The sequence below is a fragment of the Bacteroides nordii genome, assembly GCF_019930665.1.
GTDB classification, from domain to species: domain Bacteria; phylum Bacteroidota; class Bacteroidia; order Bacteroidales; family Bacteroidaceae; genus Bacteroides; species Bacteroides nordii.
This window is the reverse complement of record NZ_CP082886.1, coordinates 4,340,270-4,359,815: the sequence shown is the minus strand read 5'-3', so window position 1 is coordinate 4,359,815 and position 19,546 is coordinate 4,340,270. Positions and strand designations below refer to the sequence as shown.

The 19,546-nt window shown below is 39.3% G+C and carries 10 protein-coding genes; 8 read left to right on the top strand and 2 right to left on the bottom strand.

The window, feature by feature from the left end:
• Positions 1-10 precede the first annotated feature (10 nt).
• Genes K8P02_RS17185 through K8P02_RS17170 form a run of 4 tightly spaced genes read left to right on the top strand, consistent with a single transcriptional unit; the run spans position 11 to position 6,778 of the window.
• Positions 11-1,987, top strand: a complete 1,977-nt coding sequence (locus tag K8P02_RS17185) for a RagB/SusD family nutrient uptake outer membrane protein (RefSeq protein ID WP_002558264.1) — start codon at positions 11-13, stop codon at positions 1,985-1,987.
• Positions 1,988-2,018: 31 nt separating this feature from the next.
• The gene (locus tag K8P02_RS17180) at positions 2,019-3,227 is read left to right on the top strand and encodes a DUF5000 domain-containing lipoprotein (RefSeq protein WP_025867065.1); all 1,209 of its coding nucleotides are present in this window, start codon (positions 2,019-2,021) and stop codon (positions 3,225-3,227) included.
• A gap of 14 nt (positions 3,228-3,241) precedes the next feature.
• Positions 3,242-4,468 (top strand): DUF4998 domain-containing protein, encoded by a 1,227-nt coding sequence (locus tag K8P02_RS17175; RefSeq protein WP_007487576.1) that lies wholly within the window; start codon positions 3,242-3,244, stop codon positions 4,466-4,468.
• A 36-nt stretch (positions 4,469-4,504) separates the two neighbouring features.
• Positions 4,505-6,778, top strand: a complete 2,274-nt coding sequence (locus tag K8P02_RS17170; RefSeq protein ID WP_025867064.1) for a glycoside hydrolase family 3 N-terminal domain-containing protein — start codon at positions 4,505-4,507, stop codon at positions 6,776-6,778.
• A gap of 149 nt (positions 6,779-6,927) precedes the next feature.
• On the opposite strand, the gene K8P02_RS17165 is transcribed toward K8P02_RS17170, so the two are convergent.
• Positions 6,928-9,417: a YfhO family protein gene (locus K8P02_RS17165; protein ID WP_007487572.1), complete on the bottom strand. Its 2,490-nt coding sequence runs from the start codon at positions 9,415-9,417 to the stop codon at positions 6,928-6,930.
• A gap of 126 nt (positions 9,418-9,543) precedes the next feature.
• On the bottom strand, positions 9,544-10,962 hold the full coding sequence (gene ahcY, locus K8P02_RS17160; RefSeq protein ID WP_007487570.1) for an adenosylhomocysteinase: 1,419 nt from the start codon (positions 10,960-10,962) through the stop codon (positions 9,544-9,546).
• Positions 10,963-11,146: 184 nt separating this feature from the next.
• On the opposite strand from ahcY, the gene K8P02_RS17155 reads away from it, so the two are divergent.
• The 4 genes from K8P02_RS17155 to K8P02_RS17140 all read left to right on the top strand — a co-directional run bounded on the left by K8P02_RS17155 (position 11,147) and on the right by K8P02_RS17140 (position 19,506).
• The gene (locus K8P02_RS17155) at positions 11,147-12,724 is read left to right on the top strand and encodes a sensor histidine kinase (RefSeq protein ID WP_025867063.1); all 1,578 of its coding nucleotides are present in this window, start codon (positions 11,147-11,149) and stop codon (positions 12,722-12,724) included.
• 263 nt (positions 12,725-12,987) lie between these two features.
• Complete coding sequence (locus K8P02_RS17150) at positions 12,988-14,607, top strand: tetratricopeptide repeat protein (protein ID WP_002558255.1); 1,620 nt, start codon at positions 12,988-12,990, stop codon at positions 14,605-14,607.
• Between the two features lie 204 nt (positions 14,608-14,811).
• Positions 14,812-17,964, top strand: a complete 3,153-nt coding sequence (locus tag K8P02_RS17145; protein ID WP_007487568.1) for a SusC/RagA family TonB-linked outer membrane protein — start codon at positions 14,812-14,814, stop codon at positions 17,962-17,964.
• Between the two features lie 21 nt (positions 17,965-17,985).
• Positions 17,986-19,506 carry a RagB/SusD family nutrient uptake outer membrane protein gene (locus K8P02_RS17140; RefSeq protein ID WP_025867062.1) on the top strand — a complete coding sequence of 507 codons (1,521 nt, stop codon included), beginning with the start codon at positions 17,986-17,988 and terminating at the stop codon, positions 19,504-19,506.
• The last annotated feature ends 40 nt before the right edge of the window (positions 19,507-19,546 follow it).

The following is a 19,546-nucleotide window of genomic DNA, read 5'->3' as shown; positions in this document are numbered from 1 at the left end:
ACGAAAAGCTATGAAATATAATTTGAAAAATAAACTAAGAAACCTGGCTTGTATCTCTTTGTGTGCCAGTGGAATGTGGATGTTGAGTGCTTGTGGCGATTATCTGGATGTTGTGCCCGATAATGTAGGTACTATTGAACACTCTTTCAGTAACCGTAATGAAGCCGAGAAGTATCTGTTTACCTGCTATTCTTATATTCCGGAGTATCATAGTGAACGGGCAAATGTTGGTTTGATGGGTGGTGATGAATTAGCTACTTTCTATCCTATTCAGAGTGGCGATGACTATGCTACCTGGCGTATCGGGTTGGGATATCAGAATGTGAATGATCCTTATCTTAATTATTGGGATGGAGGTAATGGTGCGGCTCATAGTCTGTATGAAGGGCTTCGTGATTGTAATACATTTCTGACTTATGTGTCTGATACGGATTATGTAGGTGATCTTGCTCCTTCGATGAGGAAGAGATGGCTGGCAGAAGTGAAGTTCCTGAAAGCCTATTACCATTATTTACTGTTGCGTATGTATGGTCCGATTGTGATAGCAGATGAAAATCTGCCAATCTCTGCTACTCCGGAAGAAGTACGGCTGAAACGTGCCCCGGTTGATAAAGTAGTCTCTTATATCTCTGATTTGCTTGATGAGGCAAAAACAGATTTACCTGTGAAGATAGATGATCAGGCAACAGAACTGGGACGTATTACTCGCCCGGCAGCTTTGATGCTGAAAGCTAAATTGCTGGTAATGGCTGCCAGCCCGTTGTTTAATGGTAACCCGGATTATGCTGATTTTGTGGATAAAGACGGTGAGCATTTATTTAATAGCGAGTATAGCGTACAGAAATGGGTCGATGCCCAGGAAGCTTGCGAACAGGCCATTGAAATATGTGAGCAGGGTGAAGGCGGAATAAGCCCGGACATTGTATTGCATGAAACACATACGAATCTGGTATTCAGTGCTAAACTGAAACGTGAGTTGAGTTTGCGTGAGTGTGTGACAGAAAAGTGGAATGACGAGTTGATCTGGGGGCTGTCCGGTCGTCTGACAGGTGGTTTACAGCAGTCCTGTATGTCACGTGTGGGTAAGTATCCGTCGAATATGCACGGTGCATCTGAAAAGATAAATCCGACAATGTACGCTACGGAATTGTACTATACAAAAAATGGTGTACCTATTGATGAAGATAAAGAATGGGAATACGCTAACCGTCTGAAGGTAAAGAAGAATACCAATAATACAGCGAATGAGTTTTATTTGATTCCGGATTATGAAACGGTAAGTGCCAATTTTGACCGGGAACCCCGTTACTATGCAAATATTGGTTTTGACGGATGCTTGTGGTATCAAAACAACTGTGTTTCTGGAAATTCATCTGATATCTGGCAACTAAAGGGACGTGCCGGACAAGCACAAGGTATTTTAGGAGCTTACGGTTATTCTAAAACAGGGTATTGGGCTAAGAAATTAGTGAGCCTGGGATTCGTGAATACCGAAAGCGGATGGAATACAGAACAATATCCGTGGCCGGAGTTCCGTTTGGCCGATCTTTATTTACTTTATGCTGAAGCTGTTAATGAAGCTTCGGATTCTGAGGCTGCCCGTACACTGGCAATTAGCTATGTGGATAAAATCAGAGCACGTGCAGGGCTTTTAGGAGTGAAAGAGTCCTGGGAGCAACATTCACGTAAGTCGAATAAGTTTAGAACTCAGTTGGGATTACGCGAGATTATTCAGCGTGAACGTGCCATTGAGCTGATGTTTGAAGGACAACGCTTTTGGGATGTGCGACGCTGGAAAATAGCTGATAAGGAATATAATAAAACATTGATGGCATGGAATCCTCGCGGTAAAACGGTGGATACTTATTATCAGCTGACTGCCATGTATACTCAGCAATTTGTGGCACCACGTGATTACTTCTGGCCCATTAAAGAAAAATCATTGGTGATCAATCCCAATCTGGTACAAAATCCGGGATGGCAATAAAGCGTTTATTTGATTAAAAACAGAAAGAGATATGAAATCAATAAGAATATATATATTTATGTTGGGGATGTTGATGGCCCTTGCCGGCTGTCAGACCGACTTTGTGAAGCCTTTGGAAAATGATAGCGAGGCACCTGCACCGGTACGTGATGTAACTTATGTCAAGATGCCGGGTTCTGTACTTCTTACATATACATTGCCTTCAGATCCCGATTTACTCTATGTAGCAGCCAGTTATACAAATAAAGAAGGCAAAAAATATGAATTTAAGGCTTCTTACTTCACGAATACATTGCTGGTTGAAGGTTTTGGAGATATGGATACCTACTCGCTTGATGTATATGCCGTGGATCGTAGTGAGAATTATTCTGCACCGGTAAATATACAGGTTTCTGCAGATACCCCTCCTGTACAGGCGGCTTATGAAACGCTGGAAGTACAACCCGACTTTGGGGGGATGACCTTTTCGTTTGCGAATACATCAAGAGCAGACTTAACAGTTTATGTTTCTACTCCGAATGAGGATAATGAGATGGTCAATGCAGAAACTTTCTATACAGGGTTACCCAAAGCTACATTCTCCGTGCGTGGTTATCTGGATATATCCCGTGATTTTGAAATTTATTTTCAGGATAAATGGGGTAATAAGTCACAGGTAAAGAAAGAGACCCTCACTCCGATATACGAAGCCGAACTTGATAAGAAAAAATTCAAAGAGGTGATTCTGCCCGGTGATTTTCCATGTACTTTCTATGAAAGTAAGATGGAGTATATCTGGGATGGACGGGCAGCTGCCGATGGTGACGGACAGACAGGAGCCCATACAGGTATTGAAGAGCATAACGGTCCTACCTGGTTTACTTTTGACCTTGGAGTCCTGGCGAAGTTGAGTCGTTTTAACTTGAAGTTTGTACAGGATGACAAGCACTTTTATAACGATGTTTCTCCGAAAGTGTATGAGGTCTGGGGATGTGCAGAACTGGATAAATCCGGTAGCTGGGATAGTTGGATAAAATTACTTCATATTGAAAATGAGAAGCCTTCCGGTTTGCCTGGAAGTGAACTGACTGAGGATGATCGTCTGGCTGCACGGGAAGGTGATAATGCTGATTTTCCGTTGGATGCACCACGTGTGCGTTATATCCGTATCAAATGTATTGATAACTGGACCGGTAACTCTAATATGGTATTTACTGAGGTTACTTTCTGGGGAGATGATAAATCAGAAACGAATAATTGATAAATGCTTGAATTATGAAATTGATGTTTAAATATATAGTGGCAATAGCGGCTTGGTTCTTATTTCTTGGCGGTTTTTCTTCTTGTACACAGATGGATGAGTATCTGAAGTATACGGATGGAAAGGAGATACTGTATATTGGTAAGCCGGAGGGTATGCAGATGTGTTCCGGAAAAGGGCGTGTACAATTCTATGGTATTCTTATTGACCCTAAAATTACCCGGCTTCGTATTACCTATAATATGGGGAAAGAAGTAATTGACTTGCCTATTCAGCGTGGAGAAGGAGCGGAGGTATTTACTTACGATATCCCATTGAAGGAGGGGATTTATAATTTTGTTGTTCAGACTTTTGATGACAACGGACATGCTTCTGTACCGGAATCACTCATTGGCTCTTCTTATGGTACTATTTATGAAAGTACATTGTATAATAGAGGTATTTCGTCTGTGGTATGTGAAAATAATGCTACTACGATAAAATGGGCTACTGCTGATACTCATTCACCTTATGTCCGTATCTGGTATACGGATGTTAATGGTCAGGAGCGTATGGTAGAAGTAGAACAAGCTGAGCAGGAAACGATTCTGGAAGACTACAAGTCGATGAGTGGCTTTAAGATGAAAACTTACTATCTGCCGGATGTTACAGCCGTGGATATCTTTGAGATTGAGGCAAATGTAGAAGCGGATGAAACGTTGACGGCCAGCGTATTGAAAAATGCCACTGACCCTGTGATGCGGAGTGACGATAGTACAGAGAAAAGTGGAATTCTGAAAGACTGGAAGTATACCTCTAATCTGTTGACACAGAATAATGGTACTACCGGTACTTTTTATGAGGCTTCTGCTGGTAAGACATTTATAAATATATCTACGATGAATTATGCCGCTGCCATCGAAAATGGTAAAATATGGCAGGAAGTAACTCTGCCTGCCGGGACATACGAGTTCTCATTCAATGTGAATACTTCGAAAGGCAATAATCTGAATCCATATGGGGTAGTGGTTACTGGTAGTGAAATACCAAATGTAGATCAGGTTGAAGCACAGTCCTTGGCTTATCTTAATTGGGGACGTACCACGGGAGTAAAAACATTGAATTTTACATTGGATGAAGAGACAACCGTTCAATTGGGATGGGTTGCAAGTATGGGCGAAAAGAGTGCCGATATTCGTATAAATAGTGTTGCTCTGAATAAGATACATAAAATAAATACGATAGAAAGAGGCATTGAATGATGCTATTGGCTTATCTAAATGAACATTAGTAATAATATGAAGAAAAAGAGCTTTTTGATAGTTTTAGGGGTATGTATCGGGACTACCGGTTTTGTATGGGGAACCAATGATAAACCATTGTATAAGAATCCGGATGCCCCCATTGAAAACCGTGTGGAAGACCTACTACGGCGTATGACTTTGCAGGAGAAGGTATTACAACTACAGAATAAACCCGTTGGCAGGATTGATGAGATAGAACGTGTCTTTGGCGGACAGAGTTATGGATGTACCCATGAAATGGGCCGGACAGCAGAAGAATGTGCCCGAATCTATAACGAGTTACAGAATTATATGCTGACTAAAACCCGGTTGGGTATCCCAATTTTAACAGCTGTAGAAGGTATCCAGGGTATTTTACAAAATAATTCTACCTTGTTTCCGCATGCTATTGCACAAGGAAGCACGTTTAACCCCGGGTTGATAGAGCGCATGACGGAGGCAGCAGGTGCCGAAGCGGCAACGATGGGTATTCATCAGGTTTTATCTCCTGTATTTGATATTGCCCGAGAACTGCGTTGGGGCAGGGTGGAGGAGACTTATGGCGAGGATCCTTATCTGATTGCTGAAATGGGGATTGGCTTTGTGAAGGGATACCAGAAGCACCGGATTACATGTACCCCGAAACATTTTGTAGCACACGGTACACCGACGGGAGGACTGAATTGTGCCTTTGTCAGTGGTGGTGAACGCGAATTCCGAAGTATGCATCTTTATCCTTTTGCACGCGTTATTAAAGAAGCTGATCCGCTTTGTATTATGAGTTGCTATAGTGCCTATGATGGCATTCCTGTGTCAGCATCTCCTTATTATATGACCGATGTATTGCGCGATGAACTCGGATTTAAAGGATATGTATATTCTGATTGGGGATCCGTTGATCGGGTGATGACTTTTCATTATGCTACCTCTACCCGTGAAGAAGCTGCCCGCCTATCGTTGATAGCCGGTGTTGATCTGGACGTGGATTCTGATTATGAAACACTGGAACAACAGGTGAAAGAGAACATTATAGATGAAAGCTATATCGATAAGGCTGTACGGCGTGTTTTGTATGTGAAGTTTGCTTTAGGTTTATTTGACCGTCCTTATTTCGGTGATCCGAAACAGGTGAAAAAGGTCGTTCGTTCTGCCGAACACATCGCTTTGGCAAAAGAGATCGCGGATGAGAGTGCTATCTTGCTTGAAAACAAGAATAACATCTTACCACTTGATTTATCGAAATATAAATCGATTGCTGTAATAGGGCCTAATAGTAATCAGACTATCTTCGGAGATTATGCATGGACTACTCCGGATACGAAAGAGGGGGTAACTTTATACCAGGGTTTAAAAGAAGTAATGAAGAATAAGGTAAAACTGCAACAGGCAGATGGTTGTGACTGGTGGAGCCAGAAGGAGGAGAATATTTCGGATGCAGTAAGAATTGTAGAACAAAGTGATTTGGCTATTGTGGCGGTAGGTACGCGTAGTACTTTTCTGGGACGTGGACCACGTTATTCTACGGCAGGTGAAGGATTCGATTTGTCTTCTTTAGAGTTACCTGGTAAGCAAATGGAACTATTGAAAGCTGTAAAAGCAACAGGCAAACCGATGGTAGTTGTTTTTATATCGGGTAAGCCATTGGTGATGACCTGGGCGAAAGAAAATGCGGATGCTGTATTGGCGCAGTGGTATGCTGGTGAGCAGCAAGGGCGTTCTATGGCCGATATTCTGGTTGGTAATGTGAATCCTTCAGGACGTGTAAATGTATCGTTTCCGCGCAGTACGGGTAATACACCTTGCTTTTATAATTATTTTCCTACGGACCGTGTACAGCGATTTGACCGTCCGGGTACTTACGAAGAACCGGCAGGGCATTATATTTTTGAGCATCCTTATGCGTTATGGGAATTTGGTTATGGTTTGAGTTATACCGAATTTAAGTATACCGATTGTAATTTAAGTGATTCTATTTTCTCAGACAGAGGTAAGTTGACTGCTACTATTGAGATTGAGAATACCGGAAAACGGGATGGGAAAGAGGTTGTTCAGTTGTACGTTCGTGATAAGATTAGTTCGGTTGCTACCCCTATCAAACAACTGAAAGCTTTCAAAAAGGTATCGGTTAAAGCGGGTAAAAAGGAAACGGTAACGTTGGAGCTGCCGATTTCGGAATTAGCTCTTTATGATGCCCGTATGAAGCATATAGTAGAACCTGGTGAATTTGAGATACAGATTGGTAGCTCTTCCGATCGTATTCATTTCAATAAGACTATTGTGGTGAAATAAAAGGGATTACAGAGTGTACATTTATGTATCATAAGAATGTACATTCTTACATAACAAAAGTGTACACTCTTGACATACAAGAATGTACACTTTTATATTTGTTGACTATCAGTGTGTTAGCGCTTGGTTTCCTATAGAAAACTTCTACTTTATTGTTTCTTTCTGCAATAGATCCACAATCCTGCTATTGCTCCGATAATTAGTAATGCCAAGCCACTGTAAGCAATGCCTTCTGTTACATGCAGACTCTTCGGATCGAAACGCATTTCGATGGTGTGTTTGCCTGCAGGAACGTTTACAGCACGCAGAATATAGTTGGCTCGGGCAATATCTATCGGCTGACCGTCAATGGTAGCTTGCCATCCCGGATAGAATATCTCTGAGAATACTACAACTCCCTCTTTCGGAGAGGACGTTTCATAAATCAGGTGATTGGGCTCATAATTGGTCAACTTAATTGTGCTTAGGGAATCTACTTTGAGATTTTCAGTTTTTCCTTTCAAAGCCTCTTTGAATTTAGTATCTGCAACAGCTGTATTCTTCAGATCCACTTCACCAACAGCAGCAATTTCTTCGTTGGCGTTATTGACATACTTCACATTGTTTACAAACCATGCGTTACCGTATGCGTAGGGGTTGAGGATAGGAGCTGTCTGCCCTTGTTGGTTGACAGGGAATATAAAGTATTTCGTATTCAGCATATTCAGAATACGGAACTTATTGGCATCTACACTGTCCATTTCTCCACCGGCTGCTGCTATCTCTTTGAACGTGGCTTGCATTTCCGGGGCAATATGGTGATCTATCATTTCCTGATAACGGCGTAACTTGGCGGCATGATAACCTCCTATGCTCTTGTGCCAGTACGAAGTATTATTTTCATTGAATGTATTGGATGCAAAGTTCAGCACGCGATAATCCAATGATTTATCTTGCAGGATTTGTTCATCGGTAGGAGTTTTTTGGAAAGTTTCTATACGTGCGGATTGTGGAACAAACATATCGTCATACAGGTAACGCTTATTGATGTGCCACATTTCTCCTATACAAAGTACGGCAATGGCACTTACTGTCCATACAGTACTCAACTTACCTCGCTGATAGAGGAAAAGAAGAACGAAACCACCACAGATAAACAGGAAACTTGCCCACGCATCTGAGGTTACCATATTCATGCGCATCTCTTTCAGATTATCAAGAATTGGCAAGAGCTGATCTCCGGGGATAGCTTGTTGCAGGGCTGCCAGTTCACGTGCAGGAATAAAACTGGGTACAAGTATGCCCGGAGCTACTGCCAGAATCAATGCTACACCTGCAGTTAATGCAAAGCTGATGATTACTCCGCGGCGGTTTTGTTTTAATACCTCGGGCTTATCAATGATTGCTTTTAAGGCGAATATGGCTAACAGTGGTATTGTAAACTCTGCAATAACCAGTATGGAAGATACTGCGCGGAATTTATTGTACATCGGTATGTAATCGATGAAGAAATCAGTGAGTGGCATGAAATTCTTGCCCCACGACAGTAGAATGGAGAAAAGGGTAGCCCCAAGCAGTGCCCACTTCATAGGACCTTTTACGATAAAGCATCCCAATATAAAAAGTGCCATGACAAAAGCACCTACATAGACCGGACCGGAGGTCATTGGCTGGTCACCAAAGTATTGGGTGATCTGTGAGTACAACCCGTTGTACATTGGGTTGGCTTTTTCCATGGCAGCCTTGTTCTCCGATAGCGGAACAGAAGCTCCACCTCTTACATTAGGAACGAAAAGGCTGAGCGTTTCGCCGATGCCATAGCTCCATTGGGTAATATAGTCACGGTCGAGTCCGCTACTGGTTTGTTCGGCTTTAGGACCTTCGTGTACCAATTCGCTCTTTCCCCGCATCGTTTCTTTACTGTATTCGTAAGTATGATAGAGATTCGACAGGTTGGTGGATACTCCGATGAGGGCGGCTACTACCAATATAGCACTGGCTTTAAAAAAATGAGGCAACTCTTTTTTACGCCATGCTTCTTCAAAAAAAGCACCTACCATAAATAAGATGACAAATAAGAAGTAATATGACATCTGTACATGGTTGGATTGTATTTGTAAAGCTATGAACAGAGCGGTGACAATGGCTCCTAATAAATATTTCTTTCGATATGCGAGCACAATGCCGGCTATCGTGGGGGGGATGTAGGCTAAAGTGATAAACTTCCAGATGTGTCCGGCAGCTATCAGTATGAAAAAATAGGAAGAGAAGGCCCAGATAACACCTCCTAACCCAGCCAGCCATGCTGGCAATCCGAATGCTCGCAGCAGGATATAAAACCCTAACATCATAATGAATGTAAGCCATACATAGGGTGGAAGATAGAGGCGGTAGATGTTTTCTATCCATTTTAGTGGCTTGACAGAATCGTAACTGGGAGAAATCTGATAGGTGGGCATACCACCAAAAAGACTGTTTGTCCAACGGGTTGTTTCACCGGTACGTTCGTGAAATTCTTTAGCCTCTTGGCCTGCTCCTACTCCGGCAACACTGTCATGTTGAAAAAGTGCCCGGTCTTCAATGACTGCCGGAAAGAAATAAGCGAAGGAGAGAATAATAAATGCCAGAATGGCGATGAGGTCGGGGAGAAACTTTTTCATTTACAATTTGACGATTTATGATTTACAATTGAGTTTTGTATCATTTCTGATTTGACGATTTACGGATTCGGATGTTGATAACCAAAGGGTTTTCAATCGTAAATCGTAAATCGTCAAATTGAAAAATTAATAACGGTAGTGCTCTGCTTTATACGGTCCATCTACTGATACGCCAATATATGCAGCTTGCTCGGGAGTTAACTTAGTTAGTTTTACCCCGATCTTCTCAAGATGTAGACGAGCTACTTCCTCATCAAGATGTTTAGGCAGGCGATATACATTGATATCGTATTTCTTGCTGAATAGCTCAATTTGTGCCAGCGTCTGATTTGTGAAAGAGTTACTCATTACGAAAGATGGATGTCCGGTAGCACATCCTAAATTTACCAGACGGCCGTCAGCCAACAGGATGATACTATGTCCGTCGGGGAAATAATAACGGTCTACCTGCGGTTTGATATTTACGCATTTGATACCCGGATAATGTTTCAGAGCTTCTACCTGAATTTCGTTGTCAAAGTGACCGATATTACAAACAATAGCCTGGTCTTTCATCTGTTCCATGTGGTCAATGCGGATAATATCGATATTGCCGGTGGTAGTTACGAATATATTACCCTCTTTACATGCATCTTCCATAGTTACTACTTCGAAGCCTTCCATTGCAGCTTGTAATGCGCAGATCGGGTCTACCTCTGTTACCAGTACGCGGGCTCCGTAAGAACGCATTGAATGGGAGCAACCTTTGCCTACATCACCATAACCACACACTACTACCACTTTACCGGCGATCATTACATCTGTGGCACGTTTGATACCATCGGCCAGTGATTCGCGGCAACCATAGAGGTTGTCAAACTTTGATTTGGTTACTGAGTCATTTACATTGAATGCCGGGAAAAGTAGTTTTCCTTCTTCCTGCATCTGATACAGGCGGTGTACACCTGTGGTTGTCTCTTCCGATACACCACGCATCTCAGCTGCTACACGATGCCAGCGATCTTTATCTTCTGCCAGCACTTTTTTCAAGATAGCGTTCAGTTCTATTTCATCTTCTGCATGTACTTCTTTATCAAGTACGGCTGCGTTATTTTCGGCGTCGTATCCTACGTGAATCATCATAGTGGCATCGCCACCGTCATCTACGATAACCGTAGGTCCTTTGCCACCGGGGAAGTTCAATGCCTGAAGCGTACACCACCAGTAATCTTCCAGTGTTTCACCTTTCCATGCATATACGGCAACACCTGAAGCAGCAATGGCAGCTGCGGCATGATCCTGGGTTGAGTATATGTTACAAGAACACCAGCGTACTTCGGCACCCAAAGTAACGAGTGTTTCAATCAGTACGGCAGTTTGAATGGTCATGTGCAATGAACCCATGATACGGGCACCTTTCAACGGTTTGGATTCTCCATACTTTTCGCGAAGAGCCATAAGGCCAGGCATTTCTTTTTCTGCCAGATCGATTTCCTTGCGACCGAAGTCTGCAAGTGTGATGTCTGCCACTTTATAGGGCAGGGTAGAGAATAATTCTGTAGACATATGTAATTTGTTTAAAATAAAAGTGATGCAAAGATAGAACTTTCTGAATAGTAGGGCAAAAGCTATGACTTTTTTTATCAATAATAATTTGGAGATATGTATCTATTTTTATGTAAAAAAACATATATTTGCATGTAAATGATCAACATATACAACAATATACCTCTGAGGAAGATGCTTTTTTATGGGACTATATGAACAAAAAACGAAAGAAGAACTACTAATAATTGTAGAGAATTTAGAGAAAAAAGTAGAAAAACTTTCTTCAGAACTATCCTCACTAAAGACGGGGAGATTTCGAGAGAAATATAGCACCCGTATTTTAGATGCATTACCTGATATGCTTACTGTTTTTGATCATGATGCAAACATTGTGGAACTTGCATCTTCTCCGGCAACTAATCATGTAGAAGGTACTGATTCAGGTAGCATTGTAGGATCAAATGTAAAAGATATTGTTCCGGAAGAAGCGTATGATAGTGTTCGGAAAAATATGGATAAAGTGATTGCTACCGGGCAGGGGTCTATAGCGAAACATTCACTTATGCTTGATGGTGTTTTGCATCATTATGAAAATCGTATTTTTCCTCTGGACGAAAAATATCTGCTTTGTATGTGTAGAGATGTTTCTGAAAAGGTTAAAGCGGAAGTATTGAATGCCTCTCAGCGAAACGAGATAATTCGCTTGAATTCTTTGATGCATGCAATTTTAAACAATGTTCCTGTATATTTATTCGTAAAAGACACAGGCGATAATTTTCGTTATCTTTATTGGAATAGAGCTTTTGCGGAACAAACAGGCATTGCTGTAGAAGTGGCCGTAGGGAAGACTGATATTGAGATTTTTCCAAATAGTGAGGAAGCCAGACGGTTCCGTGCTGGTGATTTTGCTGTGATGCAAACTGGAAGAATGGAATATTTGGAAGAATATACTACACTTTCCGGAGATATACGTATGGTGACGATGATAAAAACCTTGGTCCCTTCAGGTAATGAGCATCCATATATCATTGGCGTAGGCTGGGATGTAACTGATATTAAGAAGGTAGAAAAAGAGTTGATTAAAGCACGTATTAAGGCAGAAGAAGCTGATAAGTTAAAATCTTCTTTCCTTGCTAATATGAGTCATGAAATTCGTACACCGTTGAATGCGATTGTAGGTTTTTCTAAACTTATTATAGAATCGATAAACAAAGAAGAACAACTTCAGTATGCAGAACTTGTAGAAAAGAATTCAGGTTTACTTCTGAACTTGTTTAATGATATACTCGATTTGTCTGCTCTTGAGGCTGGTTCATTAAGATTTTCGATACGCTCGGTGAGATTGATAGATGTGTGCGCACAATTATATTATTTGAACCATAGTTCTGTTCAGCCTGGTGTGAAACTTATTTTGGACGAAGTTGATCCTGAATTGTCCATTCAAGGTGATTGGGACCGTATTTCTCAGATATGGTTGAATCTGCTCAGTAATGCTATTAAATTCACTTCAAATGGAGAAATTCATTTCGGTTTTGAGAAGAAAGACCAGATCGTACAGGGATATGTTTCTGATACGGGTATTGGTATACCAGCAGAGCGTGTAACTACTATTTTCAGCCGTTTTGGTAAAGTAAATGATTTTGTACAAGGTACCGGGATTGGACTGACTATATGCAGAATGCTGACCGAAAAGATGGGTGGTCGTATATGGGTACGTTCCAAAGTAGGAATAGGAACAACATTTTATTTTACTTTGCCGATAGAGTTTAAAGAAATGTGAGTGAGAAATGTCATACTATAGTGGCGATTTGTATTTACTTTTATTCAATTTTTGAAGTTTTATTATTTTTGATAATCTTTTGTTTATTAGTGTTTTATTTGGAAGATTCTGTTTCGGATAGTCTTGGAGTGAAATAATATTTTCACATTCTTATCTATATTAATTTATACATGTGAAGAATTAATTATATCTTTGATTTTCTATACTATTAGAGAATTGAAGATATTTATTTGTATACCTAATGTTAGACTAACTTTATTATTATGAAAAACTTGTTATTATTTCTGTCGTTTATTTTCTTTTTTGATACAATTAATGCTAACTCTTACCAAAGAGATGTTTGGAAATTTTTGGATAAATCTTACAAATCACTTCTGACTGATCCAAAGCAGGCTGTTGACTACACATTACAAGCGTTTGATATACTAAAGCAAACTACAGATTCCAATTTGATTGTTTCTACATTAATTGTATCTGGTCATGCCTACATGCTTTATGGTAATTTCGATATGAGTGTAAATACATATTATAAGGCTTTATCTTATTGTCCGGCAAAAGATCTTAAAACCAAGGCTAAGATAAATGTTAATTTAGGAGCTTTATATGGTTCATTAAAAGACTTCTCAAAAGCAATAAATCTGATAGATAATGCCACTTCAACCTATAAAGTCCTTAAAGATTCTTCGGGAATGGCAAACGCCTACAATGCACGCGGTCTGATTCATGTCTATATGAAAGAATATGAGATTGCTGATAAATTTTTTAGGGATGCTTTACGTATAAATAAAACATTAGGTGATAAGAAGAATATAGCAGCGAATATAAATAATCTTTGTCTTTATGAAGGTGACACAGAAGAAAAAATAAAATTAATACAAGAAGCCATTGTCATTAATGAAAATTTGAATGCTTTATGGTCATTGGCAGAGAATTATAATAATTTGGGAATGCAGCTGTTTTATGCTAAAAGGAATAATGAGGCTTTGAGTGCTTTAAAAAAAGCGGCTGTTTATGCATTTGATGTTAATGCACATGAATTAATTTGTGATAATTATGAGTATCTTTCTAAAGTATATGCAGCACAAAAATGTTATAAAGAGGCCTATGATAATTTATTGAATTTCGAAAAGAAACGGGAACAGTTACTTCAAAAAAGAGAGTTGGTAAATATTGAAAGAAATCTCATAAAACAGAAATTACAGGATCAGAAAAAAGAATCCGAAATTCAGAAGCATATGCATCAAATTGAATTATTGAAAAGAAATATAAGTCTTGCGGTTGTGCTTTTTTTGTGTATTACTCTTCTTGCTTTCTTTTTAATTAAACAATATAAACGAAAAAAGGATTTACAGATAGCAAAGGGACAGACTGAGTTGTTATTAAAAGATAAGATAATAACAGAACTAAAGTTACAACAACAAGCTGTGGAATTAAGTGCAAAATCGGAAAAATTAGAGAGTACACAAAGTGAATTGACGAATTTTGTTCTTTTCTTAAATAGTCGGAATGAACTTCTGGAGAAAATTAGAGAGATGATTAAAAGTACTTATAAAATGAATAATAATGAGATCTTAACTCACTTAAAAAAAATAAATACCTTTATTCTCCAATTTAAAAAGCTGGAAGATGATAATAATTCTTTGACCAAAGAGGTTGATGAACAAAACCATGAATTCTTGAGTCGTTTGGAACAAAAACATCCGGGATTAACTCATGGTGAAAAGAAGTTAGCGACTTTCTTGCGGATTAATTTATCTACAAAAGAGATATCCTTGTTAACTGGAATATCTATCAAAGCAATTAGTATGGCAAGGTATCGCTTAAGAAAAACACTCTGTTTGCATTCTCAGGATGATATTTCTGCTTATTTACGTGATATTTGATTTTTTTTTATTTTGTAGGTTTCTTTATAGATATAAATTGGCTATTATCAACATTTTAAGAAATGTTTTGTAGGGTGTAAAGTCTTTTGTTTTACTATTTTGTAGGGGCTATGTAGATTAGTATTTTTAGGTGGTAGTTAGATTTTGAAGTTTATTTGTCACGTGTTTGAAAAGCGCATTTATTAACTTTAAAATTTAATTGCTATGAAGCAAAGTAATTACTTAGGAGGTACATTATTATATGCAATAATGTCATTACTCTTTCTTATTCCACTCTCTGCTTATGCACAAAATTATCAATTAAAAGGGTACGTGTTGGATAGTAATGACGAGCCATTGATAGGTGCAAATGTCGTTGTTACTGGAACAACTAATGGTATGATTACCGATTTAAATGGAGAATTTGTATTGGTAGTTTCTCCAAATGATCGAATTGATGTCTCTTATATGGGATATATCAAGCAGACTATTTCTTTAAATGGAAGGAAAACGCTTAAAGTTATTTTGAAAGAAGATAGTCAGATGTTAGATGAAACGATAGTCATTGGTTATGGTACAATGAAGAAGAGTGATATGACAGGAGCTATCTCTTCTGTGGATGTTGAAGCACTGGCCAGTCGTGCAACTACGAATCCGGCAGAGGCTTTGCAAGGTAAAGTAGCTGGTGTCAATATTCTGAAGTCGGGAGGTAATGCAGGGGCAGGTGTTTCTGTTAAAATCCGCGGTATTAAAACGATGGGAAGCAATGAACCACTTTATATTGTAGATGGTTTTCCGGGGGATATAACCACTGTTAATCCGCAGGATATTGAGTCGATGGAGATATTGAAAGACGGTGCGGCAGCTGCTATATATGGTTCTGTTGCAGCAAATGGAGTAGTGATAGTCACTACCAAAAACGGTAAGAAGGGTGAAACTAAGATTGACTTTAATGCATTTTGTCAATTTACAAGTGCTTCTAATAAGTTTGAAATGCTGAATTCTGATGAGTATTTATATGTACATAATATGATGTACGAAAACGCTGTTGCTAAGAAACCGGGATATTTATCATTTAAAGATTCAGATGGGAAGTTGAAGAATCCGACCGGGTTTGATACGAATTGGCAAGACGAGATGCTTCGTAATGGTTTATCTCAGAATTATAATGTCAATATCAGGGGAGGTTCTGATATTGCAAAATATTCAATATCTTATAATCATTCGGATGATAAGGGGATTTTCAGAGGTAATAAATACACTCAGGATAATGCTCGTGTCAAGTTAAATCTGCAAAAAAGGATTTTTAATTTTGATGCTTCTTTAGCTTTTAAAGTAACACAAAGCCAACAGCCACAATATTCCTTAAAGGAGATGTATGCAATGGCCCCAATGGTACCTGTTTATGATGAAAATCAGCCTTCTGGTTATGGTTTAAATGATATGACTGTCGATGGAGTTCGTTTGGAAATGCCAAATAATCGTAATGTGATGGCAGATGATCATTTTAAACATAAAAAAACGAATGGGTATGATATTATTGGCAATATAGGTTTGACCGTGGATATTGCTCCATGGCTAAAGTTCAAGACAGCATATGCTTATAGAGGATATTATGCAAATACTAAATACCATTCGGAGAAGTATACTGCCGACATTCAGGGACAAAGCTTATATCCATATAATTATGATAGCAATTCTTACTGGTATGAGCAGACATTCGATAATGTACTGACTTTTGATAAAACGTTTGGTAAACATTCTCTGAGTGTGATGGCTGGTAGCTCTTTATCTGCAGCTCGTAAAGACTGGAGTCAAATCAATGTTGAGGGAAAGAAAATGAATTATGATGTGGTAAATGGGAAGTTGGTAATAACAGAAGTTCCAGCGGGATTCTTTGATCCTACATCACCTACGATAGATGCTGGTACAGGCGGAACATTTACTGGAAGCGGATCTTTCTGGAATTATAATCGTGCTTCATTTTTTGGTCGTATTAATTATTCATATTCAGGTAAATATTTATTTCAGGCAACGATTCGATCCGACGGTTCCTCTAAATTTGGAAAGAATAACCGGTGGGGGGTATTCCCTTCTATGGCTTTAGGATGGCGTATTAGCGAGGAAGAATTTTTTTCAGGAGATGTTGTGAGCAACTTGAAGTTGAGAGCGAGTTGGGGACGGTTGGGTAACGAAAATGCATTAGGATATTATTATGCTCCGACGATGACCAGTGACAATACCCAGTGGATGAGCTACGTACAAGGTACTAATCCTTGGCCAGGTATGGTTAACTTGTATCTTGTAAATGATGCTTTACGTTGGGAGACTACTGATACGAAGAATATTGGGGTTGATTTTGGCTTTTTTAATAATAAGCTCTCGGGCTCTTTGAATTATTATTATAATACAACGGAAGATTTATTGATTGAGAAGGTTATGTCTCCATCCGCTGGTATCTATAACCCGACAGTGAATGTAGGGAAGATGAGAAATAAGGGATTTGAGTTAGAATTGAATTATGCAGATAATAGTAATGGTTTTGAATATAATATCGGATTCAATCTCTTTACTACTAAAAACGAGATGCTAAAAGCCGATCCTAATCAGGTTCTGTATGGATCAGCTTTAAAGGGTGCCGGCCATTTTGTTACTCAAACTTTGGAGGGATATCCCGTGGCGAGTTTCTTTTTATACAAAATGGATGGAATATTTCAATCACCGGAAGATGTGACCAATCACTATACAGAGGTTGTACAGCCGGACGGCTCTATAAAAAATATAGTTCTTCAGCCCGATGCGAAACCTGGTGATATCCGATTTAAAGACTTGAATAATGATGGCGTTATTGATGAAAATGATAAAGAGTATTGTGGTTCAGGTATACCCAAATTAGAGGCTAACTTATCGTTTGGCGGTTCTTACAAGGGAGTTGATCTTTCTTTCTTATTAGGAAGTGCCTGGGGGCATAAATTGTATAATGCTAATCGCCTGTATTATGAATCAATGGACGCAGGAATCAATCTGTTTAAGTCGACGTTGGGAGCATGGACCGAAGATAACAGGAGTAATGTAATGCCACGTGCCGTACTAAAAGATCCTAATATGAATTCTCGCGAATCTGATCGTTTTCTGGAAAAAGGTAACTTTATTCGTTTACGTCAGTTACAAGTGGGATATACATTACCTAAAAATCTGACTAAGAAGGTTTATATAGACAAGTGTCGTTTTTATGTTAGCGGTGAAAATCTGCTGACATGGACCAATTACTCGGGTATTGATCCGGAGTTCTCTTCCAGTATTCTGGATACAGGAGTAGATGTCTTTATTTATCCGTTTACTCGCTCTTATGTTGTTGGTTTGCAGGTGACATTTTAATCAATTCTAATACTATCAACCATGAAAAAATATATTTATATAACCTCTCTTTTTTGTGCAACATTTTTAGGTGGATGCGATAACTTTCTAACGGTAGAGTCTCCGGATTTTTCTACTGATAAATTTTGGAGAGATTCTATCGATGTAGAATCCGGGTTATCTGCTGCGTATGCTCAGTTGGATAACAGATGTGGTACTTATAATTTCTCTGAAATTAAATTTGTGATAGAAACTTTTCGTGAAGATATCATGGAGAAAGGTTCGGATGTAAATAACTATCCGGAATGGGGGCAAATTTATGATTTTACATATAATAATGAGAATTCCCGAATCAAAGAGTATTGGATGAATTGCTATAATGGCATTAATTACACAAACAATGTCTTATTTGGTATTAATAAAGTTCAGACAGGTGATCATCCGATGGATCAGAAAAAGTATAATAGTGTGGAAGGTGAAGCATTATTTTTACGTGCCTACTATCACATGAAGTTACTGCTGAACTGGGAGAAGATTATTATTCGTGATGAATATTTGACAAGTGAAGAACAAACGCATAAGGCTCTTTCTACCAGGGAAGCAGGCTGGGAGTTCGTTTGTTCGGAATTATCAGCGGCTGGTAAAATATTACCCTTAACCCGTCCTTCTCTACAAGCCGGCCGCGTGACAAGTGGTGCTGCTTATGCCTATCTCGGTTGGGCCTACTTGACGCGGGCTTACGAACAACCGGAGAAGAAAACGGAGTATCTCACTAAAGCAGAAGAAGCGTTAGAGCAAGTGAAAGGTTATGCTTTGGAGAAAGATTTTCTAAGTATGTTTAATGGAACAAATAAGAATTGTAAAGAATCTATCTTTGAAATTCAGTTTACAGGAAATACCTCTGATGGTGCCTATCACCAACATGTGATGCACTATTGGGTAGCAGCTCCTGTATTGAGGGGATGGGATGAGATTCGTCCGAGCGAAATGATTCTGAATGAATATAGAAAAGAAGGACGTATTGCTACTACAGGTAATTTGGATTCCCGGGCATATGCAAGTATGTTCTTTGACGATCCTTATTTTAATGATGGTAATGAGAGAATATATGGATTTGAGTATACAGATTTATTTGATGCGAATGATGAGATTAATCGTTGTTTCCGCAAATATATGCCCGATGATATGCAAAAACTAAAACAATCTAATACTTCGACGAATGTACCTATTATGCGTTATGCCAATGTTCTGTTGATGCAGGCTGAGATTTACAATGAACAGGGGCATCCAGAAAAGGCCGTGCCACTGATTAACGAAGTAAGAAGAGTACATGGAGATATGCCGGGAATGTCAGGGGAGTCTTACGAGGCTGTAAAAGCTCAAATAGAGCATGAGCGTTTGATGGAATTTGCTGTAGAAAACTTCCGTTTCTATGATCTTCGTCGCTGGGGTAAGCTGGATGAAGCTTTACATTTGGCAGGGCGCAAAAACTTTAGTACCGAGAAGCATGCCTTCCTCCCGGTTCCTTTGATGGAGATTCAAAGCAATAACAAAATCGATTAGAAATAACTTTTATTAATTGTTTAACAGGGATTTGAGGGGT